The following is a 23,883-nucleotide window of genomic DNA, read 5'->3' on the forward strand; positions in this document are numbered from 1 at the left end:
AAACCTCCATAATTAGGCCTTGACCTTTGCTACTCCGGGCCTTTAGTTTAGACCGTGACCGAAATCACCTAATCGAAACATTTCGAAATTGTTGGTGGAGCTCACGCCCAAACATTTGCAACGAAGCAATTTCAGATGGAGAAGCAATGAAGCAATCCCAGACCTCCCGCCGCTCATTCCTCGCCCTTGCCGCCCTCACCCCCTTCGCCGCCATGACGGCCACTGCCTGCGGGACGTCGGGACCGGGCACCTCCAGCAGCGGCGGGGGCGCCAGCATGTGGTACCTCTCCGGCGAACCCAACCAGACCACCATGCAGAAGGCCGTGGACGCGTTCACCTCCGCGAACCCGGACGACAAGATCGCCGTGACCTACTTCCAGAACGACGCTTACAAAACCAAGATCAAGACTGCCATCGGCGCCGGCCAGGCACCCACCATCATCTACGGCTGGGGCGGCGGCACCCTGAAGACTTACGCCGAGGCCAACCAGGTGGACGATCTCACCGGCTGGTTTGACGAGAACCCGGACCTGAAGGAGAAGTTCTTCCCGGCGTCGTTCGGTGCGGCCACGGTCAACGGAAAGATCTACGCACTGCCCAACCAGTACGTCGCCCCGATCGTCCTGTTCTACAACAAGGAACTGTTCGAAAAGGCGGGGGCCCAGCCGCCCAAGACCTGGGATGACGTGATGTCCCTGGTCAAGACCTTCAACGACATGGGCGTGGCACCCTTCTCCCTGGGCGGCCAGTCCAGGTGGACCTCCATGATGTGGCTGGAATACCTGCTGGACCGCATCGGCGGCGCCGAAGTGTTCACCGCCATCTTTGAGGGCAAGCCGGACTCCTGGATGGATCCCGCCGTCATCGAAACCGGAACCAAGATCCAGGAGCTCGTCTCCGCGGACGGATTCATCAAGGGCTTCTCGTCCATCGCGGCGGACTCCAATGCGGACCAGGCCCTGCTGTTCACGGGCAAGGCAGCCATGATGCTGCACGGTTCCTGGACCTACGGCGCCATGAAGAAGGGCGGCCAGAACTTCGTCCAGGACGGGAAGCTGGGGTTCGTCCAGTTCCCAACGGTTGCCGGCGGCAAGGGCGATCCGAAGAACGGCGTGGGAAACCCTGCCCAGTACATGTCGATCTCTTCCAAGGCCACCGACGCGGAAAAGGAGACGGCGAAGAAGTTCTTCAAGGACGGCATCCTGACCGAGACGGTCATCGATACCTACATCAACTCCGGCTCCGTCCCGATCGTCAACGGCATCGAGGACAAGCTCAACACCTCCGAGGACAAGGACTTCCTGAACTTTGTCTACGACCTGGCCAAGAACGCCCCCAACTTCCAGCAGTCGTGGGACCAGGCCCTGAGCCCCACCGCGGCTGAAGCCCTGCTGAACAACATCGACCAGCTGTTCCTGAAGTCGATCACGCCGCAGCAGTTCGCCGAGAACATGAATGCAACCCTCGGAAAATGAGTAACGCCGTCTCCACCGCCCGCAAACCTGCTGTCCGGGCCGCCCGCTCCAAGGGGGACCCCGGCCACAGCGGCCAACGAAACGCCACCCTCGCCTGGCTGACAGTGCCTGCCCTGTTCTTCTTCTTGACGTTCGCCGTGGTGCCGCTGGCCGGTGTCCTCATCCTGAGCTTCGCCAGCTGGGACGGCATCGGCGCCATCGGGTCGGCAGGGCTGGGCAACTGGTTCTCCGTGCTCGCGGACCCGGGGCTGTACAACGCCCTGGGACTGACGTTCCTGATCATGATCGCCTCCTGGCTGGTCCAGACCCCCATCAGCCTCCTTTTGGGTGTCTTCACCGCGGGAAGCCAGCGCTACCGGGCCGCCCTGGCCGTGCTGTACTTCCTGCCGCTGCTGCTTTCATCGGCAGCAGTCGCCATCGCGTTCAAGGCCCTGCTGGACCCGAACTTCGGCCTGGCAACCGGGCTGGGGCTGCCCTTCCTGGCGCAGGACTGGCTGGGTGTCCCCCATCTGGCGCTGGGGCTGGTCATCTTTGTGATCGCCTGGCAGTTCGTGCCGTTCCACACGCTTATCTACCAGGGCGGTGTGCGGCAGATTCCCAGGTCGCTCTACGAGGCAGCGGAAATCGACGGGGCGGGAACCATCAAGCAGTTCTTCCACATCACCCTCCCCCAGCTGAAGTACACCATCATCACCTCCTCCACCCTGATGGTGGTGGGGTCCCTGACGTACTTCGACCTGATCTTCGTCCTCACCGGCGGCGGCCCGGGCAACTCCACCCGGATCCTGGCCCTGGACATGTACCTGCGGGGCTTCCGGGCCAACCTCATGGGCCCTGCCAGCGTCATCGCCGTCATCCTCGTACTCATCGGCCTTGCACTCGCCCTGTTCCTCCAGCGCCTTGGAGGCAAGGACAAGCAGGGCAGCCAATTGGAAGGTATGTAGGGTGAGCACAGTCCTGAAAAGCAGCACTGAGGAAGTTCCCGCCGGCCCCCGGGCCAACGCCGCCGCGCCAAAGCGGGGGCTGGGATCCCGGATGCGGAAGCTGAACGTCCCGGCAGGCCTTGCCGGCTGGATCTGGCTGGCCATCATCATCATTCCGGTGTACTACGTGGTCATCACCAGCCTGAAGACCCAGGAAGGGTACTTCGGCCAGAATCCGCTGGCACTTCCCACGTCCCCGACGCTGGAAAACTACCAGATGGTCCTCGAAGCGGATTTCGCGCAGTACTTCATGAACAGCACCATCGTCACGCTGGGTGCCGTCATCCCCACGGTGCTGATCTCCTTCATGGCCGCCTTCGCGATTGTCCGGGGCAAGGGCAGGTTCCTCAAGCTGGTCAACGGCATGTTCCTGATGGGACTGGCCATTCCGCTGCAGGCCACGATCATCCCGATCTACCTGATGATTATTCGGCTCAACCTGTACGACAGCCTGCTGGCGCTCATGCTTCCCTCCATTGCCTTTGCCATCCCGCTGACTGTGCTGATCCTGTCCAACTTCATCCGCGACGTTCCCAACGAGCTGTTCGAGTCGATGCGGCTGGACGGCTGCAGCGAATGGCAGACCATGTGGCGGCTTGCCCTCCCGCTGACCCGCCCCGCAATCGTGACGGTCGCCATCTACAACGGCCTGCACGTCTGGAACGGCTTCCTGCTCCCGCTGGTCCTGACCCAGAGCCCGGGTCTGCGCGTCCTGCCCCTGGCGCTGTGGACGTTCCAGGGCGAATACAGCGTCAACATCCCGGCCGTGCTTGCCTCGGTGGTGCTCAGCACCCTGCCCATCCTGGTGCTCTACGTGATCGGCCGGCGCCAGCTGCTCGCAGGCCTCACCGCCGGTTTCAGCAAGTAACAACCAGATTTTCACGAAAGGACGGACACATGACCCCCGCACAGCCCCTCCGCGTCGGCATGGTGGGTTACGCCTTCATGGGCGCAGCACACTCCCACGCCTGGCGCACCGCACCACGGTTTTTCGACCTGCCGCTGCAGCCCCGGCTGACCGCCGTCGCCGGCCGGAACGCCGATGCCGCTAGGGCAGCCGCGGACAAGCTGGGCTGGGATTCGGTGGAAACGGACTGGCGCCGCCTGATCGAGCGCGACGACATCGACCTGATCGACATCTGCACGCCTGGCGATACCCACGCCGAGATCGCGATCGCCGCCCTCAAGGCCGGGAAGCACGTGCTGTGCGAGAAGCCGCTGGCGAACTCCGTGGAGGAAGCCGAGCGGATGACCCTCGCTGCGGAGACCGCGGCCAAGCAAGGTGTCATGTCCATGTGCGGCTTCAGCTACCGCCGCACCCCTGCACTGGCGCTGGCCAAGCGGTTCGTGGAGCAGGGCAGGCTGGGCGAGATCCGGCACGTCCGGGCGCAGTACCTGCAGGACTGGCTCTCCGACGCCAACGCCCCCATGACCTGGCGGCTGGACAAGAGCAAGTCCGGGTCCGGCTCCCTCGGCGACATCGGGGCTCACAGCATCGACGCCGCGCAGTGGGTCACCGGCCAAAGCATCACCGGCGTCTCGGCGCTGCTCGAGACGTTTGTCCCGGAGCGTCCCCTTGCCGGCGACCTTGTGGGCCTGGGCGGCCACGGCGACCTCAGCGGCGACGCGCCCCGCGGGAAAGTCACCGTGGATGACGCAGCCATCTTCAGCGCAAAGTTCGACGGCGGCGCTGGCGCGGGCGCGATCGGCGTCTTTGAAGCCACGCGGTACGCGCTGGGCCGGAAGAACGCCATGCGTTTGGAACTGAACGGCACCAAAGGCTCCCTCGCCTTCGATTTCGAGGACATGAACGTCCTGTCCTTCTACGATGCGGCGGAGTCCCCGGACGCCGGTTTCCGGAAAATCTTCGTCACCGAACCCGAGCACCCGTACGTCGGCAACTGGTGGCCCACCGGCCACGGCCTGGGCTACGAGCACGGCTTCACCCACCAGGTGGTGGACCTGGTCACCGCAATCGGTGAGGGCCGCCAGCCGGAGCCGTCCTTCGCGGACGCCCTGCAGGTCCAGCGGGTTTTGGCCGCCGTGGAGGCCAGCGCCGCCAATTCCAGCCAGTGGCAGAAGGTCTAGGAACGTGAACACGGGAACAGGAGAAGAAGCAGCCATGACACGACCAATCACGCTTTTTACCGGCCAGTGGGCCGACCTGCCGTTCGAGGAGGTGGCCCGGCTCGCCGGCGAGTGGGGCTTCGACGGGCTGGAAATTGCCTGCTGGGGCGACCACTTGGACCCCCGCCGGGCCGCGGAGGACGACAACTACCTCCAGGGCCGGCTGGACATCCTGGAGAAGAACAACCTCAAGGTCTTCGCGATCGCGAACCACCTCACCGGGCAGGCAGTCTGCGATGACCCCATCGACGAACGCCACCAGGGCATCCTGTCGGCGGAGATCTGGGGCGACGGCGAACCGGAAGGAGTGCGCCGCCGGGCAGCAGAGTCCATGAAGGACACCGCCCGGGCAGCCGCCCGCTTGGGCGTCAAGACCGTCACAGGGTTCACCGGGTCCTCCATCTGGAAGGCCGTGGCGATGTTTCCGCCCGCCCCGGAGGCAATGATCGACGCCGGCTACCAGGACTTTGCGGACCGGTGGAACCCCATCCTGGACGTCTTCGAGGAGGTGGGTGTCCGGTTCGCCCTGGAGGTCCATCCGTCCGAGATCGCCTACGACTACTGGACCGCCAAGCGCACCCTGGAGGCCATCGGGCACCGCAAGAGCTTCGGACTTAACTTCGACCCGTCCCACTTCATCTGGCAGGACCTGGATCCGGTGATGTTCCTCCAGGACTTCGCGGACCACATCCTCCACGTGCACGTCAAGGAATCGGTCCGCCAGCTCGATGGCCGCAACGGGCGCCTGGGCTCCCACCTGGCCTGGGCGGACCCCCGGCGCGGCTGGGACTTCGTCACCGCCGGGCACGGGGACGTCCAGTGGAACCGGATCTTCCGGACCCTGAACGCCATCGGCTACAGCGGGCCCACCAGCATCGAGTGGGAGGACGCCGGCATGGACCGGCTCGTCGGCGCACCGCAGGCCCTGGCCATGGTCAAGGAACTTGCCCGGATCGCCCCGCCGGCAGCAGCTTTCGACGCCGCCTTCTCCAGCCGCTGACCCAGACCTTCCGGCCCAGACTTTCCGGCACAGGCCGGCAGCCAAACAAAAGGAAACCCCCGACATGACAGAACGCAAGAACGCCCTGGTGGTCCGCGGCGGCTGGGACGGCCACCAGCCGTACGAGGCCACGGAACTCTTCATCCCCTACCTCAAGGACAACGGCTACGACGTCCGCGTCGAGGAATCCCCCAAGGTCTATGCAGACGCCGAATACATGGCAGGCGTGGACCTGATCATGCAGTGCATGACCATGACCACCATTGAAAAGGACGAGTTCGCCGGGCTGCGGGCCGCCGTCGAAAACGGCACCGGCCTGGCCGGCTGGCACGGCGGCATCGCCGATTCGTACCGCAACAACTCTGACTACCTGCACCTGATCGGCGGGCAGTTCGCCTGCCACCCCGGCAAGCACCCGGACGAGTGCGTCGGCGAGCAGTCGGACAACTACGTTCCCTACACGGTGAACATGCTCCCGGCCGCCGCGGAGCACCCCATCACCAAAGGTATCTCCGACTTCGACCTGGTCACCGAGCAGTACTGGGTGCTCTCCGACGATTACATCGACGTCCTGGCCACCACCACCCAGAAGGTCCGGGAGTGGGACCCCTGGAACCGCGAAGTCACCTCCCCCGCCATCTGGACCCGCCAGTGGGGCAAAGGCCGCATCTTCGTCGCCACCCCCGGCCACCGGGTCGACATCCTCCAGGACATCAACGTCCGCACCATCATCGAAAGGGGCCTGCTGTGGGCAAGCCGTTGAAAGTCGGAATCATTGGCTGCGGAGCCATCATCGCGCAGTACCTGGCGAACTTCCGCAAACTCGGACAGATCGACCTGGTGGCCGTGGCGGACCTGGACCCCGCACGTGCCCAGGCGGTGGCGGATGATTACGAAGGTGTCCGCGCCCTCTCCGTGGAGGAACTCCTCGCCGCGGACGACGTCGAACTGGTCCTGAACCTGACCATCCCCGCCGCCCATGCCGAGGTGGCGCTGAAGGCTATCGCGGCAGGCAAGAGCGTGTACGGCGAGAAGCCCCTTGCTGCCACCACTGCGGAAGCACGCCAGATGCTGGACGCCGCGCGGGAGGCGGGAGTCGCCGTCGGCTGCGCTCCTGACACGGTGCTCGGCACCGGCATCCAGACCGCCCGCAAGGCGATTGACGACGGACTGATCGGCGCACCCATCTCGGCGAGCGCCACCATGGTGACCCCGGGCCATGAGCGGTGGCACCCAAACCCGGACTTCTACTACCAGCCCGGCGGCGGGCCCCTCCTGGACATGGGCCCGTACTACGTGACCGCACTCGTCACCCTGCTGGGCCCGGTGGTCTCGGTCATCGGCGCAGCAAGCCACACCCGCAACGAACGCACCATCGGCTCCGGACCCCGCCAGGGCGAGAAGGTCCCCGTCGACATCGATTCCCATGTGACCGGTGTCCTGGTGCACGCCTCCGGCGCGCTCTCCACCCTGTTCATGAGCTTCGACGCCGTGAAGTCCAAGTCCCCCAACATCGAGATCCACGGGGAACGCGGGTCCCTGGTGGTGCCGGACCCGAACCACTTCGACGGCGACGTCCAGCTGTTCTCCCTCGGCGCCGAGGACTGGGAAACCCTTCCCGTGTCCGCCGGCTACGTGGACTCCGGGCGCGGCTTCGGCATCGCGGACTTGGCGTCCACCCCCGCCGGCGCCGAGCCCCGCGCCGGCGGAGTTATGGCCTACCACGCCCTCGAGGTGATGGAATCGGTCCTCGAGTCAGCCCAGAGCGGCACGGCGGTAGCGATCAACAGCACCGTGGAGCGGCCGGCGGGCGTTGAGCTGACCGTCCTGGCCGGGGAACTGGACCGGCTCCAGGCCCAGGAAGCGTCGTAGGCATGGCTTACACCGCCGACAACTGGCCCATCACCTCCGCCATGCTGCCCTTCCCTGGCACCAGCGCGCAGGGAACCCACATCAACGACGCCGATGCCTCCGTGTGGGCGGCGGCGTTGACCGAGGTGAAAGAGGCCGGGTTCGCCAACGCGGACCTGACGGACAGCTGGGTCCGCCCCGGCGACCTCAGCCCGGACCGGCTCGCCGAGTTCAGGCAGACGGCGCAGGACGTGGGCATCGGCACCCCTGCCGTCTCCGCCATCCGCCGCAGCGTCATTGACGGGCGGAACTGGGAAGCCAACCTGGCGTACAGCCACCGGACCATTGACGCGGCGGCGGAGCTGGGCTGCGAGGTTGTTTCCTTTGGCCTCCACCAGGCCATTACGCCGGAGCAGCAGAAACAGCTCTGGTTCTGGACTGTTGAAGGCCACAAGGACCCGGAGGGAGACCGGGAAACCTGGGGCAATGCGGTTTCCCGCCTCCGGGAACTCGGCCGGCACGCCGCCGAGGTGGGCCTCCTGCTCTCACTCGAAATGTATGAGGACACCTACCTGGGCACCGCAGATTCCTCCGTGCGCCTTGTCCAGGACATTGGGCTTCCCAACGTGGGCCTCAACCCGGACCTGGGAAACCTGATCCGGCTGCACCGGCCGGTGGAGGACTGGCGGGAGCTCGTGGCCAAGACCCTGCCGTACGCCAACTTCTGGCACATGAAGAACTACCTCCGCGACGAGGACGCGGCCCGTGACATGTATGTGGCCATGCCCGCCCCCATGGAAAGCGGCCTCATCAACTACCGGGAGGCCTTCAAGGTGGCCCTGGCCGCCGGCTTCCAGGGGATCCTGTGCACAGAACACTACGGCGGGGACGGGCTGAGCGTTTCGGCCAGCAACCAGGACTACCTCCGCCGGCATGTCCTCCCCAAGACCGATGGATACGCCCTGGGCAGCAGCCAGGTGGCCCAGGGCCGGCAGCAGCCGGCGCAGCCCGCCCGCGTGTAACCGCTGCACCACCGCCTGTCCCAACCCAAGGATTCGATGAGGAAACCATGACCCAGATCTTTGACAACCCCGCAGACTTTGCGGAGGAGGCACTGGACGGCCTGGTGGCAGCCAACCGCGGCTACGTGGCCAGGGTGGACGGCGGCGTTGTCCGCTCCACCGAGGTGCCCGCCGGCCAGGTGGCCGTGGTGGTGGGCGGCGGCTCCGGCCATTACCCGGCCTTCGCCGGCCTGGTGGGTCCCGGCCTCGCCGCAGGCGCCGTGTGCGGCAACATCTTCACGTCGCCGTCCGCCGGGCAGGCGTACCGGGTGGCCAAGGCGGCCAACGCCGGCGGCGGAGTGCTGTTCAGCTACGGCAATTACGCCGGGGACGTGATCCACTTCGGCGAGGCGCAGCAGCGCCTCAACGCCGAAGGCATCGAGACCCGCACCGTTTTGGTCACGGATGACATCGCCAGCGCCCCGCTGGACCAGATCGAGAAACGCCGCGGAATCGCCGGGGACCTGACGGTCTTCAAGATCGCCGGCGCCGCAGCCGAAGCGGGACTGGACCTGGACGGCGTCGAACGGCTTGCCGTGCTGGCCAACCACCGCACGCGGTCCCTCGGCGTGGCGTTCGACGGCTGCACCCTGCCGGGCGCTGCCGAACCGCTGTTCCACGTGCCGGCCGGCGGGATGTCGCTCGGGCTGGGCATCCATGGCGAACCCGGAATCTCGGACCACCCCATGCCCACGGCGTCCGAACTGGCCGAACTGCTGGTTTCCGGCCTGCTCCGGGACAAGCCCGATGATGCCGGGAACCGTGTGGTGGCCATCCTTAACGGACTGGGCCGGGTGAAGTACGAGGAACTGTTCCTGCTGTTCGGCAAGATCGACAAGCTCCTCACCGCCGCCGGCCTGACCATCGTGGAGCCGGAATGTGGCGAGCTGGTCACCAGCCTGGACATGTCCGGCCTGTCCCTCACGCTGCTGTGGCTGGACGACGAACTGGAGCGCTACTGGACAGCCCCGGCCGACTCCCCCGGGTACCGCAAGGGCAGTATGGCGCCGCGGGCACGCCGGGAAGTGGCCGCACCGGAGGGTGCCCTGGCCGCCGAGGGGGAAGATACGACGGCGGTAGCAGCCGGGCTGGGCAGGCTGGCAGCCGCCGTGCTCGCCCAGGCGAGGGACGCCGTCGTCGACCATGAACGCGAACTGGGCAGGCTGGATGCCATTGCCGGCGACGGCGACCATGGCGTCGGCATGCGCCGGGGCGTGGACGCTGCGGTGGCGGCGGCCGGTGAAGCTGTTGGCGCGGGACTTTCGGTCCGCCGCGTCCTTACCGCGGCAGGCGAAGCGTGGAGTGAGCGCGCCGGCGGCACGTCGGGGGCGCTCTGGGGATCCGCCCTGGCGGCGGCCGGGCGGGCCCTCGGCAACAAGGACTCGTACAGCGGCGGGGACGCGGCGGCCGCAGTGACCGCCTTCGCGGACGCCGTCACCACCCTGGGCAAGGCTGATGTGGGCGACAAGACCATGGTGGATGCACTGCTTCCCTTCCGGAACGCCTTCGTTGCGGCGTTCGACGGCGGCACGCCAGTGACCGGGGCGTTGGCCTCCGCGGTGACCGCCGCCCGGCAGGCGGCCGACGCCACCGCATCCCTGCGCCCGCTGAAGGGGAGGGCGCGGCCGCTGGCCGAAAAGAGCCTGGGCCACCCGGATCCGGGAGCGGTGTCCTTTGCGCTGATCGCCACCCGGGTCTCTGATTACTTCGAGTCTTCGCCACCCCTGTCCTCTCCCAGGGCGGCCGCTGTGGCTGCCGGACAAGGGGCCCAGGCATGAGCGCCGGCGCTGCGGCGGGATGGCGCATCGTCATCGGCAATGACGAGGCCGGCGTCGAATACAAGGAAGCGCTGAAGGCGCTGCTGGAAGCGGACAGCCGCGTTGCGTCCGTTGTGGACGTGGGCGTAGGGGCCGGTGACACCACCGCTTACCCTCATGTCGCCGTCGACGCCGCCCGCAAGGTGGCCCATGGCGAGGCGGACCGCGCCCTGCTGATCTGCGGCACGGGCTTGGGCGTGGCGATCGCCGCCAACAAAGTACCGGGAATCCGGGCGGTCACCGCGCACGACGGGTACTCGGTGGAGCGCTCGGTGCTGAGCAACAACGCGCAGGTCCTCACCATGGGCCAGCGCGTCATCGGCCTGGAACTGGCCAAGAAACTGGTGGGCGAATGGCTCGGCTACCGGTTTGACGAGACTTCGGCCTCCGCCGCGAAGGTGGACGCCATCTGTTCCTATGAACCCGAACCCACGAAAGCAGTCTGATCATGACCGAGAATTCATCCCACCCCACCATCGGTTCCAGCTCTGGCACTCCCGGCGCCCGGAAGATCGCCATCGTGGGCTCCGGCTACATGGGCGGCGGGATCGCGCAGGTCCTGGCGCTGGGCGGTGCGCGCGTGGCTCTTTCCGACGTGTCCGCCGAGGTGGCCCAGGGAAACTTCGACAGGCTCCTGGTTGAATCCGACCAGTTCGTGGCCGATGGGCTATTTCCTGCCGGTTCCACCGAGATCCTGAAGCAGAACTTGTGGGCCGCGAAGGACATCGAGGAGGCCGTGGCTGATGCGGACTTCATTGAGGAGGCGGTGCCCGAGGTCCTGGCCATCAAGCACCAGACGCTGGCCCGCATCAGTGCAGCGGCCCGGCCGGACGCCATCATCGGCTCCAACACCTCCACCATTTCCATTGCCGAGCTGTCCGGGCCGGTTACCAACCCGGAACGGTTCCTGGGCGTGCATTTCTCGAACCCGTCGCCCTTCATTCCCGGCGTGGAGATCATCCCGCACGCCGGCACGTCCGTTTCCACTGTGGGGGCGGTCCGTGAACTCGTCCACGCCGCCGGCAAGCAGACCGCCGTGGTCAAGGACGTCACGGGGTTTGTGCTGAACCGCCTGCAGTACGCGCTGTTCCACGAGGCGGCGCAGCTGGTGGAGCAGGGCATTGCGACGGCGGATGACGTGGACACCCTGGTCCGGACCACGTTCGGCTTCCGGCTGCCGTTCTTCGGTCCGTTTGCCATCGCGGACATGGCCGGGCTGGACGTGTACAACTTCTGCTACAAGTCCCTGCAGAAAGAGTTCCCGGAACGGTTCGCCACCCCTGCGATCCTGTCCGACCTGGTGGAGGCCGGGAAGCTCGGCACCAAAACCGGCGCCGGCTTCCTCAACGTCCCCGCGGAGCGCACCCCCGAGCTGATCGCGTACCGCAACAAAGCGTATGTGGCCATGCAGAAGCTGCTTGATGAGCTGGGACCGGCGCCTATTGGGTGAGGGTGGGGCACCGTTGCTAACTGGTCTTAGTGTGGTTCGATTCAGAATTTAAGTCGATCCACACCCGTAAGAGCTGAGTGGGTAGTCAGCCGTCGAAGAGGGAGAGATTCTATGGCCGACGAAAGTTACGAAGAGCCTCATCCCTCTCCCGGTTCGGTCTACGAAACCGACCAGGAAGTCATCGAAGAGGCCGTGCGGATGCTGCGTGAACTGGATGACACTCCCCTGCATCAGATGACCCCGCTGTTCTATCAACACGGGTACGAGGAACTGCGTATGTTGACGAGTGAGCTGCTTCGCATCCTGGGAAGTGCTCCCAGGGATTAGCGGCAGGGTCGGGGCCAGTCCGCGGCTCAAAAATGAACCAACCGTCAAGCTGCGAGGCCTCAGGGGAACGGCTCACTCCGGCTTTGCGTGACGCAGGTACTGGTAGACGGTCTCCCTGCTTATTCCGTACTTACGGGCAAGCAGAGCTTTCGGAACACCGCTGCCGGCGCGCTGGACCACCTCCCCTGCTCGTTCCGGTGTGAGCGACCTCTTGCGCCCTGTGTGGGCGCCGCGCTGCTTGGCAAGTGCAGTACCTTCCCGCTGGCGTTCCCTGATGAGTGAGCGTTCGAATTCAGCGAAGGCACCCATAACAGAAAGCATGAGGCTGGCCATATGTGAGTCCTCGCCCGTAAATACCAAGCCTTCTTTGACGAACTCCGCCCGCACACCTCTGTATGTCAGCCCTTTCACCAGAGCCCGCAGATCGTCTGGGTTTCGAGCGAGCCTGTCCATGCTGTGGACCACCACTGTGTCCCCGTCGCGTGTAAACCGAAGCAGTTCGGCGAGCTCTGGCCTCGCAGTGTCCCTGCCGGAGGCCTTGTCAGTGAAAACCCGGTCGAGAAACTGCCCCTCGAGCTGGCGCTTCTCGTTCTGATCCAAGGTGCTCACGCGCACATACCCGATCCGCTGCCCAGCCACGGTTCCCTCCGACTATCGTTCTGTCAGGTTGACTTGTAGGCCCGTCCCAAAAGAAAGTCAAGACCTTCCCCATTCTGATTGTCAGATTGAGGTGTAGTCCAAGTGAATTCGTCAGCTAGTCCTTTACCTTGAACGCCTAAGCTCGCGGTTCAACTAGGAGAAGAAACATGCTCTCTGTGGATTCGATTTTTAGGGCTCCCCGCTCCCGGGCAACGAACACAACGCCTGGCTCCAAGGCGTATCGCGTGCGGCTGTTCGGATATGAGATCCACCCGCGGCCTGAGGCGCAGTAGAACAAAGTTCGTGCACTGACGCTGATCGTTTCATCTTTAATGCCAGGGGAGATGCTGGCTTCAGACACCGAATATGCGAGTCGCTGATCCTCGAGAGTAACCTCGTCGGTGGAGCCCCTGCGGTCGGCTCTGGTGGAGTGGTACATCGCATTTCTCCTTTTTCTGACAAGGTTCTTTCTTGGTCCCCGGGCAAACCAGGCCATACTGCTTGCTGCCCCGCGATGGGTCATTGAGGTTGCGCGTGGTGGGCAGTGGGCCTGGGCGCGGCATCCGTCCCCTTGAACTTTGTTCAAGCAGGGGGAACGCTGGCATCGGGTGCCTCGGTGAGGAGTTTCGGGGGAGTGTCCTCCCAGCCGTCCCCAAGTCCTATGAGCAGTTGCCGGAGCAGGCGGGCTAGTTGGTCCTGCTCGAAGGGGTTGAGGGCCGCCAGCAGGAAGCGCTCGTTGTCAACGTGGTCACTAAGTGCGCCGTCTAGAACGACCCTGCCTTTGGGGGTCAGCGTGACAATCACACTGCGCCGGTCCAGTGGGTCAATCTCTCGTTCGATGAGCCCTTTGTCGGTAAGCCGGTTCAGCCGGTTCGTGATCGCGCCGGATGTAACCATGGCGCCCTCAAGCAGTTGCGCGACGGTCATCCGAAACGGATCACCCGATCGCCTGAGGGTCGCAAGGACATCGAACTCGCCGGGCTGCAATCCATGCATAGCGAGGGCTCGAGCGATGCTCTTGTCCAAGAGCGCGGAAGTGCGGCTAATGCGCCCGACCACCCCCATGGGGGAGACATCTACATCTGGGCGCTGTTCTCCCCACTGAGCCAACAATCGATCCACCGCGTCCCTCATGAAGACTCCTATCGCATTAATCGCATGTTCATCTCCCCCACACTTGCTATCTTAACATGAAATAGTTCAATGTTAAGAGAAATCATCAGCCTGCACAGTCTGTTTATCTTGATAGGAATCTCGCCATGGCGACGCTCGAAATCAACCCATCCCTTTTCGCTGGATTGCCGGTGCGGCTGTCCCCTGAGGTCGCCGAAGCCCTCCACTCCGGCCAGCCCGTCGTCGCGCTTGAGTCGAACGTGATCTCACACGGCCTGCCCCGACCCCTGAACCTCGACGCGGCACGCGACGTGGAAGATGCCGTGCGCCAAAACGGGGCAGTGCCCGCCACCTCTGCAGTCATTGCTGGGCAGTGCGTCATCGGTCTCAGCTCCGACGAGCTCGATCAGATCGGCACAGCCGAAGGCGTCAGGAAGGCCAGCAGCCGTGGCCTGGGAGCCTGTCTGGCCTCAGGTGAAGTTGGTGCGACGACGATCGCCGCGACCATGGTGCTTGCCCATGCTGCAGGCATCCGAACGGTGGCTTCCGCCGGGCTCGGCGGCGTTCACCGCGATGTCGACCAGTCCTTCGACATATCCTCGGACCTGGTTCAGCTCACCCGGTCAAAGGTGATGCTCGTGTGTGCCGGAGCAAAGACCATCCTGGATCTACCGAAGACTCTGGAGTATATGGAGACCCAGTGCATTCCTGTTATCGCCTACCGCAGTGATGACTTCCCTGCCTTCTACGTCACCTCCAGCGGGCTGCGTTGCCCGATTCGCATCGACGATGCTGTGGAGCTCGCGAATGCCGCTCGCTTCCATTGGTCGGTGCCAGGTGCGGGGTCTCTGGTGATTACTCATCCGATCGCAACCGACCACGCGCTGGATAGGGAGACGGTCGAAAATGCTATCCAGCAGGGTTTGGCCGAGGCACAGAGCCTGCAGGTCACTGGAGCGGCGGTGACTAAGTTCCTGATGCGGGCAGTGGACAGGGCAACTGACGGTGCCTCGTCAACAGCCAACGCCGCTGTCCTCGCAAGTACCGCCGGCGTTGCGTCCGAAATTGCGCGCGCATGGTCCCAGATGAGGGTAGGAGCCGCACTGTGACCGCCTCGATCCTGGAAACTAACGTCGAGGCTGTGTTGTTCGACCTCGATGGGACCCTGATGGACACGCCCCGCGCGATCGCCGAGCAGCTTGTGGCGGCCGTGCAGCAGGTCACCGGGCGCCGGCCGGCCGTGGTTGAGGCCCAGGAGCTGGTGGGCCGTCCCTTGCCGGTACTCTGTGCAATGCTGGCCAGGCTTGAGCCGCACTCCGCCCTGGTCGGCGAGGTTGTCGAGGTATATCGCCGCCTGTACCGGACTGAAGTTGTCCCGGCGGCAGCAAGCCTGGTCTTCCCCGGTGTCCTCGAAGGCCTGGCCCGTCTGCGCAAGCATGGAGTCACTCTGGCCGTGGTGACCAGCAAGCAGAGTGACAGTGCGCGGCTCATACTCGAAGCTTCCGGGATGGCCGCCTATTTCACCACCGTGGTCGGTGTCGATGACACCGTGCTGCCCAAGCCGCATCCCGATCCGGCGCTGCTGGCGCTCGAGCGCCTCGGCGTTGACTCCCGTGCAGCTGTTTTTGTCGGGGACACTGCCCATGACATTGGCACTGCTGGGGCAGTGCCAATGCGTGCGATCGCAGTCACCTACGGTGTCGGAACCGCGTCGGGCCTACAGGCACTGCAGCCCCACGGGATCGCTTCGGAATTTGGCGCAGTGGTCGATCTGATCCTCTCATTCACTCCTCACGAGCTTAGGCAAAACTGATGCAGAAACTTCAACCGCCCAGCAGCTCCAACCGGGCGCTGCCGCCCAATGCGTTCCCGCTGCGTCGTACGCCCGGACTGCTCGCGCTGCACGCAGCCGCCCGGAATCGCGAGGCAAGCCACGCCGAGTTTGTGACCGCGACCCGGCGTATCATGCGCCTGCTGTTAGAGGAATCCCTCGCCTACCTGTGCTACGAGGACCGCCTCGTAACCACCCCGACCGGGTTCCCATTCACTGGCGCGGCGCTAGTCCAGCACGAGCTGTTTGCTGTTTCTGTTCCGCGGGCAGGGGACGCCCTCGAGGCAGAACTCCGAGACATCCACCCGGGCACACGGTTCGGAAAGGTCCTCATCCAGCGAGACACGGTGACCAAGTTGCCGCGGATGTTTTACCAGAAGCTACCCGCACAAATCGCCGGCCAGCAGGTCCTACTCTTGGATCCCATGATGGCTACCGCCGGAACCGCCAACATGGCAGTGAAGGTGCTGCAGGATGCGGGCGTGGCCGAGGCTGACATCCTGCTCGTCAACGTTCTAACCTGCCCTTCGGCGCTGGAGAAGCTGTATGAGCGTCACCCCATGGTGCGTGTCGTCACCAGCTACATCGATGACGCTCTGACCGAGCAGGCCTTCATGCGCCCGGGTATCGGCGATTTCGGTGACCGCTTCTACGGAACGACGCCTTGAAAACCGCGGTGGACACCGGGCCTGCAGTCGACACGCCGCCGCCCCGGACGCTGTCGCTGACACTGGCTGCCGCGTTCGCGCCGATCGTCTGGGGTTCTACGTACCTGGTGACCACCGAACTCCTCCCGCCCGACCGGCCCATGACTGCCAGCGTGTTGCGCGCCCTGCCCGCGGGCCTGCTGCTCCTGCTTCTGGCACCAGGGCTCCCGCCGTTGGGCTGGCGGTGGAAGACGGCAGTTCTGGGCATCTTGAACATCGGCGCGTTCTTCCCGCTTCTGTTCCTGGCAGCGTACCGGCTTCCAGGAGGGCTGGCAGCCGTTGTCGGGTCGATCCAGCCGCTGGTGATCCTCGGGATCTGTTTGGTCCTGGGTTGGGGCCGTCCGAGGGTGGCGCAGGTGCTGTGGTCGCTGGTGGCACTGGCGGGAGTCTCGCTGGTGACGCTCAGCGGAGAGAGCACAGTGGACACCCTCGGTGTGGCCGCAGCAGCTGCCGGAGCCTTCAGCATGGCCATGGGCCTGCTCCTCACCCGGCGATGGGGAATGGCCCCTGACATGCACCCGCTGACGTCCACTGCCTGGCAACTGATCGTGGGAGGCACGGTCATCATCCCCTTGATCCCGCTGGTCGACAGTGGTAGCTGGCAGCTCGACGGGCCGGCAGTGCTCGGATACACCTGGTTGTCGGTCATCGGAGGTGCACTGGCCTACGCGCTGTGGTTCCGCGGAGCTCGCGCGCTACCATCGGCCAATCTGGCCTTGCTAGGCATCCTCAGCCCGCTGACCGCTGCAATGTTGGGCTGGGTCGCACTCGGCCAGTCGCTCTCGCCCCTGCAGTGCGTGGGTTTCGCCCTCGCTCTCCTCGGCTCCCTGCTTGGCCAGCTCAAGCGAACCACGGCGCAACCGAACCACAGCTAGCTCCATCCACTTCCCAGCGCACAGCCCTACCCTTCTCTCCCGCGTCCAACTACCTCTGGAGATTCGATGACCTCTGTCACCGCCCCTAAAACGCTCACGGAAATGCTTCGCCAGTACGCCGCCGTCCAGCCCCAGGCCGTCGCGTCGATTGATGTCGATGGGCAGCTCTCTTTCGCGGAGCTGTGGGAAGGGGCCGGGCGCGCCGCAGCCGCCCTTGCCGCAACTGGCGTGGATCCACACGACAGTATCGGGCTGTTCATGGCTCCCTCGAACCGATTGCTGATCGCCACTTGGGCGATCCTTCGTGCCGACGCGTCCTATCTTCCCCTGGCTGTTGACTACCCGGAGGAGCGTATCTCCTACATGATCGCGGACTCGAAGATCCGCCACGTGGTAGTCGACGCGGAGAGCCACGACTTGGTCGAGCATCTGGTTCCTGAGCATGTTCAAGTGATACGGATCGAGCAGCTTGTCCAGGAGGCGCCGGGGCTTGCTTCTTCAACCTGCACTGAAGATAGACCCGCGTACGTCATCTACACCTCCGGCAGTACGGGGCGCCCGAAGGGTGTTGTGATCCAACACCCGGCGATTGTGAACCAGATGCGCTTCCTGGCCGAGTCGGCCGGCCTGCTTCCCGGGGAGCGGATTCTACTGAAGACACCGATCAGCTTCGACGCGGCCCAGTGGGAGCTGCTGGCAAATGCGGCGGGAGCAACCGTCATCGTTGGACCCCACGGCGTGCACCGCGATGCCGACTTGATCTGCGATTTGGTGCTTGAACACAGGGTGAACCTGCTGCAGGCCGTTCCCACCCTGTGGACCGCGCTGCTGGAGGTGCGGAAACTGTCGCAGTGCAGCTCGTTGAAGGGACTATTCAGCGGTGGGGAGGTCTTGCCGAGCCATCTGGCCAGCGAGCTGCTCGCCGTCATCCCCCAGGCCCAGCTTGTGAATTTCTACGGCCCCACCGAGACCACCATCAACGCCACATGGCTCCGCCTTACCGCAGAGGAGATCCCCGACGCTCCGGCAGTAAGCATCGGCTCGGCGGTGCCGGGGTGCCGGGTGCATATCCTCGATGCAAATCTTCTTCCGGTCCCCGACGGGCAGATCGGCGAGCTGTGCATCAGCGGCTCCCAGCTTGCCGCCGGTTACCTGCACCGGCCAGAACTCACCGCCGAGCGGTTCGTCGAAGTTGCCATCGACAGTCAACAGGTGCGCGTCTACCGCAGTGGGGACCTCGCGGGAATCGGGGAGTCCGGCGACTTGGAGTTTCACGGCCGCAGCGACGACCAGGTGAAGGTCAACGGCCACCGCGTCGAGACCGACGAGGTACGCCTGGCTATCGAGGACCACCATTGGGTCCGCCAAGCTGCTGTGGTGCCCTGGCGCAGCGCCGATGACGGAACGACGCGTCTGGGTGCTTTTCTGGAGCTGGACCCAACAGAGGCGGCGCTCATGGACCAGGGGGCGGCCGGGGAGCACCACCGCTCTAAGGCTAGCCACGTACAGGTTAAGGCGCAGCTGGCCGGACTCGGGGTGCGCAGCGTCAGTGGCGATCCCCGGGACATCGTCGTTTTGCCCGGGCGAGAAGGTTCGCCCGGGCAATTCCGGGCAGCCTTCGCCCGGAAGACCTATCGATTCTACGAGGGCGGCCCAATCAGCGCCGAGGACCTGGCCGCGTTGGGAGAGTCGCTCAATCAGCCGTGGACTGTGCAGCCTCGATGTGGTGCGGTGACCGTCACTGAGATCGCGGATATCCTGCGCTGGATGGGTCCGTTCCAGAGCAGCGAGAGGCTTCTGCCCAAGTACGCCTACGCCTCGCCTGGGGCGCTCAATGCCACCCAAATCTACCTTGAGACCACGGGCATCCCCGGCCTGGACGCAGGGCTCTACTACTATCATCCGATCGAGCACGAGCTGATCCGCATCGGCCAGCAGAGCGCTGGTCTGAGCGGCCCGGGTATCCGGCTGCATCTGGTTGGTTTGCCGCGAGTGATTGAGTCCGTGTACTCGACGAATGTGGTGGAAGTCCTTTACATGGAGGCAGGCCACATGGCTGGGGTACTCGACCGGGCGGTGGCTGCGCACGGACTCTACCTGCACGCCCGTAACCGTGTCGACGTGCCGGAGCTGGGTCTAGCGGAGGAATGGGTGGGCAGCGCGGTCTTCGACCTGATGGAGGGCCCCGCCGCTGACGTTGGAAAACACCCAGTGGATCTGACTCTTCAGGTTCACGGCAAAGTCACCGGAGCCCGACAGGGCACCCACCGAATAAAAGACCGGACCCTGCACCGGCTCAGCGACCACGTAATAGAGCGCCGCCAGGTGATCGCCATAAACCAAGGCACTTACGATCGATCCTCCTTCGGCGTGACCCTCTCCTGCCCGCGTGGGCAGGGCTGGAATGGCTTCCTTCAGCTGGGCCGCGCCCTGCAAAAGCTGGAGATGAACGACCTGGGCATCGGGCTGATGTCCTCCGGGTACGCCTCTCTTTCAGGGTCCGACCTGCCCTCGGCGGTCCGCTACGACGAAATCGCCCGGACCTGGGGCCAGGACCAAAGCAGACTCTCTTACTTCGCTGTGGGCGGCACCGTATCGGCGGAACAGGTCAGGTCCACCGGCATGAAGGAGGACTCCGTGCACCTCCGCGGCCCCGAAGAAATCGTCAAGGATGATTTGCGAAGGACCCTTCCCCACTACATGGTTCCTTCACGTGTGGAGGTGATCGACAGGCTTCCCATGTCGAGCAGCGGCAAGGTAGACCGGACGCGGCTTATCCAGCACCTCGAGAACGATCAGGGGCACCGGCGAGCAATCGTTCCCGCTGCCTCCCCACTGGAAGCCACCTGCTTGAAGGTGTGGTCGCGGGTGCTCGGCCAGGAGGTACTCTCAGTGTCGGATGACTTCTTCGACATTGGAGGCAACTCGCTCACCGCCGTGAAGCTCATCAACGCACTCAACGAACACTTCGGATCCAGCCTTCCGGTCCAGTCAATCTTCGAGGCTCCCACCGCGCGGGAACTCGCCGGGCGGATCGGCCAGCGTTCTCCCGTGGGCGCGTCACGTCTGGTACTACTCGCTGCGGGCTCCGGGGCACCGATCTTCCTCTGGCCGGGGCTGGGAGGGTATCCCATGAGTCTGCGGGCACTTGCCGCCGGCATCTCCCAAGGACGCCCGGTTTACGGTATTCAGGCCCACGGACTCAACCTCGGGGAGCACCCCTACATAACCCTGGAAGAGACGGTCGCAGCCGACGGGGAAACGATTTTGGCCGCGGTCCAAGATGAAGGTGTCACCCTGATGGGCTACTCCTTCGGAGCCCGGATGGCGACTGAGGTAGCCCTTTGGCTGGAAAGGCATGGACTCGCCACCGACCGTCTAATCCTGATCGCTCCCGGATCACCGGAGATCGAGGGGGTGCCCGATATACCTCGGGAAGAATCGCCCACCTTCGCCGACTCGTACTTCCGCATGGTTCTCATGTCAGTGTTTACCGGGAGTTTGGAGGGTCTGGCCAGCGATTTGCTACTGGCGAAAGTTCGCAACCGACAGCAGTTCATTGAGCTTCTTGCCGCGCGAGTCCCGACCCTCGACGAGGCCCTGGCGTCCCGGATCATCGATGTAGTAACTGCCACGTACAAATTCCGCTCCATACCCGCCAGCAACATCGAACGGTTGCTGCCACAGACACAGCTCTTAATTGCAACCGGTGACGGGCCGTCCTTCGCATCCCCGTACCGTTGCCCCCTGGAGGATCGGGGGGCGGTTGTCGAGCTGGAAGCCAACCACTATCAAATCCTGCGTGAACCAGCGGTTGCCCTCACGGTCAGCTTCATTATGAATCTACAGGAACAGCCGGCGTGATCCGGAGTCTGCATCGTTCCGACGGCGGCAGGGACTTGCTCATACACGTTTACTGGGCCCATCGTCGAGATGCCGACACAGGATTGGAGGGAATTCTTAACCAACAGGAACGGCTGCGGCTGAACTCAATCAAGTGCACGGATACCGCCGTCAGCTTCCTTATGGGGCGATCGCTGCTGCGCCGAACAGTGGGACATCTCCTAGGCTGCGCTCCTGAACATGTCCGGGTGGAGCTCTCCGCAGGAACACGGGGGAAGCCGCTGCTTCCGGGAACCGACTGGGAGGTCTCGCTGTCGCACTCCGGGCCCTGGGTCGGACTGGCGATCACCAAGGGGACCGCTATCGGTTTGGACATTGAAGTCGTCAACGAGGATTGGGATCCATTGCCGGTGACGCCTATGGTTCTCACGCCAGATGAGCAACGGGAGCTCCTGGACATCGAGTCCTCCGACCGGCCCTGGTTATTCACCCGCCTCTGGACGAGAAAGGAAGCGGTGATGAAGGCCATAGGCAAAGGGCTATCCCCGGAGCTCAGCCGGACCCAAGTCAGCACCCCATACGGAACGCCTGTCGTCTGCGCCTTGCCGCCCAGCCTTCAAAGTCAGCCACCGATCCGTCTGGTTGACCTGCAGGATCGGCCCGGAGCGCTCTCTAGTCTCGCGGCTCTCACCTCTGGCTTGGTGCAAGTCCGCGAACACGACGGCACAGCCCTGATCCGCCTCAAGCCACTGGCAGGTAACGTCACTCGGCTTTAAGCTCTCACTGCATTCGTTTGAACTGCATGAACACCCAAAAGCAACGTGCAACGGGTTCTTGTCCGTTGTCAGTGAATCTGGCAGTGTTCACGTAGGAAAATGCCAGTTCCTCTGACTGTATCCGCTGCGTTTTACTGTCACTCGATCTGGCATTTCCGTTCGCGTGGGGTTGTATCGTTTCCGGCTGTTCGGTTCTATAGCCATTCAGTCCCGTAGCTGGCGTGATTGCATAGCGCGTGTTCGACCCGGGCTGCTGCTCGGGAACGGCGGTGAAGGCTTGTGGGGGCGAGTATTGAAGCGATTTCCTGGGCGACCAGGCCGCGGCGGCGATCGGATGGGATTTCGGGGTGTTTTATCAGGGAGAGAAATCTTGGTTGTGTGATCAGACGGGCGATCCGCAGTGTCTCGGGGTAGAGGAGCATCTCACGGTCGTCCCTGCCGATGCGTTCTGCACGCTCTTCTAGGGTCTGCAGCGTGATGCCGGCTGCGGCGCAGTCTCTGGCAACCCTCATAGGTGGCGTGTTTACATGTACTCCGCGCGGAACGAGGACTCGTCGGAAGTGTCGTTCTGCAGTGATCAGCTCCGGCAGCAACCGAACGTTGAATTGGTCGGGGCCGATCCACTGGCGGTGCCGTGCGCAGACCCATCCGGTTCGGGGAAGGTGGGCCATCACTTGTTCCCCGCGGGAGCATCGGAGACATAGTGGTCGGAGCAACACGGGTTCCCCGGCGACTACCGTGGGTTGGGTGAAGGCCCTCGGATGGAGTCCGCCTAACTGCCGCCAGACCTTGATCCGGTCGGGGTGAGACCGCACGAGTGAGGCCGGCATGATTCCGGATTCCCTGAGCGCTTGGTCGATATGGGCCATGGCCGTCCCGTTGCGTCGAGCGTGTCGGGCGGCGTAGCTGTCGAGGGTTTCGCCGCTGGATAGCCGTGTTTGAACGGGGAGTTGGCGGATGCTCACGTAGCCGCTCTGAGCGCCTGCCTGGCAGGCCGTGTTTGGTTCGTGGTTCTGGTCCTGTGGTGCTCCTCGGCGGCGTAGTCGGTTGCCGTTGCGTCGAGGCGTCGACGGTCGATCTTTTCTTCGCCGTCGAGAATTGCCCCGAGTGCCGCGTCGACCAGGAGTGCCCGCAACGCGCCGATGCTCCCGCCCGTGCGGTCCCATAGGTAACTGGCGTCCGCGGCGAGGGACTCGGGCGTGTGGGCGGCAAGGGGGAGGAGGTCTTCGATGCCGAGCACCAGCGCTGTCCAGGCCTCACGGGCCAGTGCTGAGCCGATTCCGTAAGGGCTCATTTTGTGGAGGATCATCCGGGCTTTGACTTGACGGCCCATTTCGCCGGCGAACAGCTCTGTTGCGGGCAGGTCGATTCCCGCATAGACGAAGGTTGCATCGAGCCGGTCCGCGAACTGTTTAAGCGTGCTGGCCGCCTCTGCTCCGGATTGCCTGTTTGTCCTGAGGTTGTGCACCTCGTCGACGATCACCAGCGACGTGCCCAAGGTCCGCATCACGGTCACCACCTGCTCGGTAATTTCTGGGGTGGTTGCCTGACGGCGCAGGGGGAGTCCGAGCCAGAGCGCGAAAGACTGCATGAGCATTTTCGGGGTCGTGGCGGGAGGAACCATGGAGTAGACCACCGGGGCGAATGCTGTGTCCTCGACGTATCCGAGGCGCCGACGCTCCGACTTCTCGTGTCGTTTGCCCAGCAGCAGAGCCGTCGTGGACTTCCCCATGCCTGCAGCTCCCGAGATCGCTAGACCTCGCCGGGCCGTGGCGGTACTGGCAGCGTTTCGAGCGAGGAGTATCCGGGCCTGCCGGGACAAAGCCTGCGTGTCCGTGGTTTCAAGAACAGTGTCGGCAGCGAGCCAGGCAAAACGTGCCAGGTCGTATTCGGCCTTTGCCTCATGGGAAAGGGCCGCGAGCTCTTGGGTGGTCAGTCTTTCGGGCTCAATGGGAGAGCAGGCAACGTACTGGCGCCAAGCGTCGAGTGAGTCCGGGGCTGCCACTGT

21 protein-coding genes are annotated in these 23,883 nt (G+C 64.3%); 18 read left to right on the forward strand and 3 right to left on the reverse strand.

Annotated elements, in window-relative coordinates:
- The first annotated feature begins 146 nt into the window (after window positions 1-146).
- The 12 genes from IEX43_RS19150 to IEX43_RS19205 all read left to right on the forward strand — a co-directional run bounded on the left by IEX43_RS19150 (window position 147) and on the right by IEX43_RS19205 (window position 12,091).
- A complete protein-coding gene (locus IEX43_RS19150) occupies window positions 147-1,475 on the forward strand; it encodes an extracellular solute-binding protein (protein WP_188813681.1) in 1,329 nt (442 codons plus the stop codon).
- On the forward strand, window positions 1,472-2,419 hold the full coding sequence (locus IEX43_RS19155; protein WP_188813683.1) for a carbohydrate ABC transporter permease: 948 nt from the start codon (window positions 1,472-1,474) through the stop codon (window positions 2,417-2,419). The genes IEX43_RS19150 and IEX43_RS19155 overlap by 4 nt, the downstream gene beginning before the upstream one ends.
- Before the next feature lies 1 nt (window position 2,420).
- Entirely contained in the window at window positions 2,421-3,326 is a 906-nt protein-coding gene (locus IEX43_RS19160) for a carbohydrate ABC transporter permease (RefSeq protein WP_188813685.1), read from the forward strand.
- Window positions 3,327-3,355: 29 nt separating this feature from the next.
- Window positions 3,356-4,546 (forward strand): Gfo/Idh/MocA family protein, encoded by a 1,191-nt coding sequence (locus IEX43_RS19165; RefSeq protein ID WP_188813687.1) that lies wholly within the window; start codon window positions 3,356-3,358, stop codon window positions 4,544-4,546.
- A 34-nt stretch (window positions 4,547-4,580) separates the two neighbouring features.
- On the forward strand, window positions 4,581-5,585 hold the full coding sequence (locus IEX43_RS19170; RefSeq protein WP_188813689.1) for a sugar phosphate isomerase/epimerase family protein: 1,005 nt from the start codon (window positions 4,581-4,583) through the stop codon (window positions 5,583-5,585).
- A 64-nt stretch (window positions 5,586-5,649) separates the two neighbouring features.
- A complete protein-coding gene (locus IEX43_RS19175) occupies window positions 5,650-6,348 on the forward strand; it encodes a ThuA domain-containing protein (RefSeq protein ID WP_188813691.1) in 699 nt (232 codons plus the stop codon).
- Window positions 6,333-7,457, forward strand: a complete 1,125-nt coding sequence (locus IEX43_RS19180) for a Gfo/Idh/MocA family protein (protein ID WP_188813693.1) — start codon at window positions 6,333-6,335, stop codon at window positions 7,455-7,457. The genes IEX43_RS19175 and IEX43_RS19180 overlap by 16 nt, the downstream gene beginning before the upstream one ends.
- Window positions 7,458-7,459: 2 nt before the next feature.
- Window positions 7,460-8,458, forward strand: a complete 999-nt coding sequence (locus IEX43_RS19185; RefSeq protein WP_188813695.1) for a sugar phosphate isomerase/epimerase family protein — start codon at window positions 7,460-7,462, stop codon at window positions 8,456-8,458.
- Window positions 8,459-8,505: 47 nt separating this feature from the next.
- A complete protein-coding gene (locus IEX43_RS19190) occupies window positions 8,506-10,275 on the forward strand; it encodes a dihydroxyacetone kinase family protein (protein ID WP_188813697.1) in 1,770 nt (589 codons plus the stop codon).
- Window positions 10,272-10,760 carry a ribose-5-phosphate isomerase gene (locus IEX43_RS19195; RefSeq protein WP_188813699.1) on the forward strand — a complete coding sequence of 163 codons (489 nt, stop codon included), beginning with the start codon at window positions 10,272-10,274 and terminating at the stop codon, window positions 10,758-10,760. The genes IEX43_RS19190 and IEX43_RS19195 overlap by 4 nt, the downstream gene beginning before the upstream one ends.
- A 2-nt stretch (window positions 10,761-10,762) precedes the next feature.
- The gene (locus IEX43_RS19200) at window positions 10,763-11,764 is read left to right on the forward strand and encodes a 3-hydroxyacyl-CoA dehydrogenase family protein (RefSeq protein WP_188813701.1); all 1,002 of its coding nucleotides are present in this window, start codon (window positions 10,763-10,765) and stop codon (window positions 11,762-11,764) included.
- Between the two features lie 111 nt (window positions 11,765-11,875).
- Window positions 11,876-12,091, forward strand: coding sequence for a hypothetical protein (locus tag IEX43_RS19205; protein WP_188813703.1), 216 nt, complete (start codon window positions 11,876-11,878; stop codon window positions 12,089-12,091).
- 72 nt (window positions 12,092-12,163) lie between these two features.
- On the opposite strand, the gene IEX43_RS19210 is transcribed toward IEX43_RS19205, so the two are convergent.
- Window positions 12,164-12,730: a recombinase family protein gene (locus tag IEX43_RS19210; protein ID WP_188813705.1), complete on the reverse strand. Its 567-nt coding sequence runs from the start codon at window positions 12,728-12,730 to the stop codon at window positions 12,164-12,166.
- Window positions 12,731-13,312: 582 nt separating this feature from the next.
- Window positions 13,313-13,864, reverse strand: a complete 552-nt coding sequence (locus tag IEX43_RS19215; protein WP_188813707.1) for a MarR family winged helix-turn-helix transcriptional regulator — start codon at window positions 13,862-13,864, stop codon at window positions 13,313-13,315.
- A 125-nt stretch (window positions 13,865-13,989) separates the two neighbouring features.
- On the opposite strand from IEX43_RS19215, the gene IEX43_RS19220 reads away from it, so the two are divergent.
- The 6 genes from IEX43_RS19220 to IEX43_RS19245 all read left to right on the forward strand — a co-directional run bounded on the left by IEX43_RS19220 (window position 13,990) and on the right by IEX43_RS19245 (window position 21,875).
- Entirely contained in the window at window positions 13,990-14,952 is a 963-nt protein-coding gene (locus tag IEX43_RS19220; RefSeq protein WP_194734989.1) for a pseudouridine-5'-phosphate glycosidase, read from the forward strand.
- Window positions 14,949-15,656, forward strand: a complete 708-nt coding sequence (locus tag IEX43_RS19225) for an HAD family hydrolase (RefSeq protein WP_188813709.1) — start codon at window positions 14,949-14,951, stop codon at window positions 15,654-15,656. The genes IEX43_RS19220 and IEX43_RS19225 overlap by 4 nt, the downstream gene beginning before the upstream one ends.
- A complete protein-coding gene (upp, locus tag IEX43_RS19230) occupies window positions 15,656-16,342 on the forward strand; it encodes a uracil phosphoribosyltransferase (RefSeq protein ID WP_188813711.1) in 687 nt (228 codons plus the stop codon). Before IEX43_RS19225 ends, upp begins: the two co-directional genes overlap by 1 nt.
- A complete protein-coding gene (locus IEX43_RS19235; protein WP_229666549.1) occupies window positions 16,339-17,256 on the forward strand; it encodes an EamA family transporter in 918 nt (305 codons plus the stop codon). Before upp ends, IEX43_RS19235 begins: the two co-directional genes overlap by 4 nt.
- 66 nt (window positions 17,257-17,322) lie before the next feature.
- A complete protein-coding gene (locus IEX43_RS19240) occupies window positions 17,323-21,120 on the forward strand; it encodes a non-ribosomal peptide synthetase family protein (protein WP_188813713.1) in 3,798 nt (1,265 codons plus the stop codon).
- A gap of 227 nt (window positions 21,121-21,347) precedes the next feature.
- Entirely contained in the window at window positions 21,348-21,875 is a 528-nt protein-coding gene (locus IEX43_RS19245; protein ID WP_188813715.1) for a 4'-phosphopantetheinyl transferase family protein, read from the forward strand.
- Between the two features lie 961 nt (window positions 21,876-22,836).
- Here IEX43_RS19245 and IEX43_RS19250 read toward each other — a convergent pair.
- A complete protein-coding gene (locus tag IEX43_RS19250; protein ID WP_188813717.1) occupies window positions 22,837-23,880 on the reverse strand; it encodes a TniB family NTP-binding protein in 1,044 nt (347 codons plus the stop codon).
- Window positions 23,881-23,883: the final 3 nt, after the last annotated feature.

The organism is Pseudarthrobacter polychromogenes, from assembly GCF_014644495.1.
GTDB classification, from domain to species: domain Bacteria; phylum Actinomycetota; class Actinomycetes; order Actinomycetales; family Micrococcaceae; genus Arthrobacter; species Arthrobacter polychromogenes.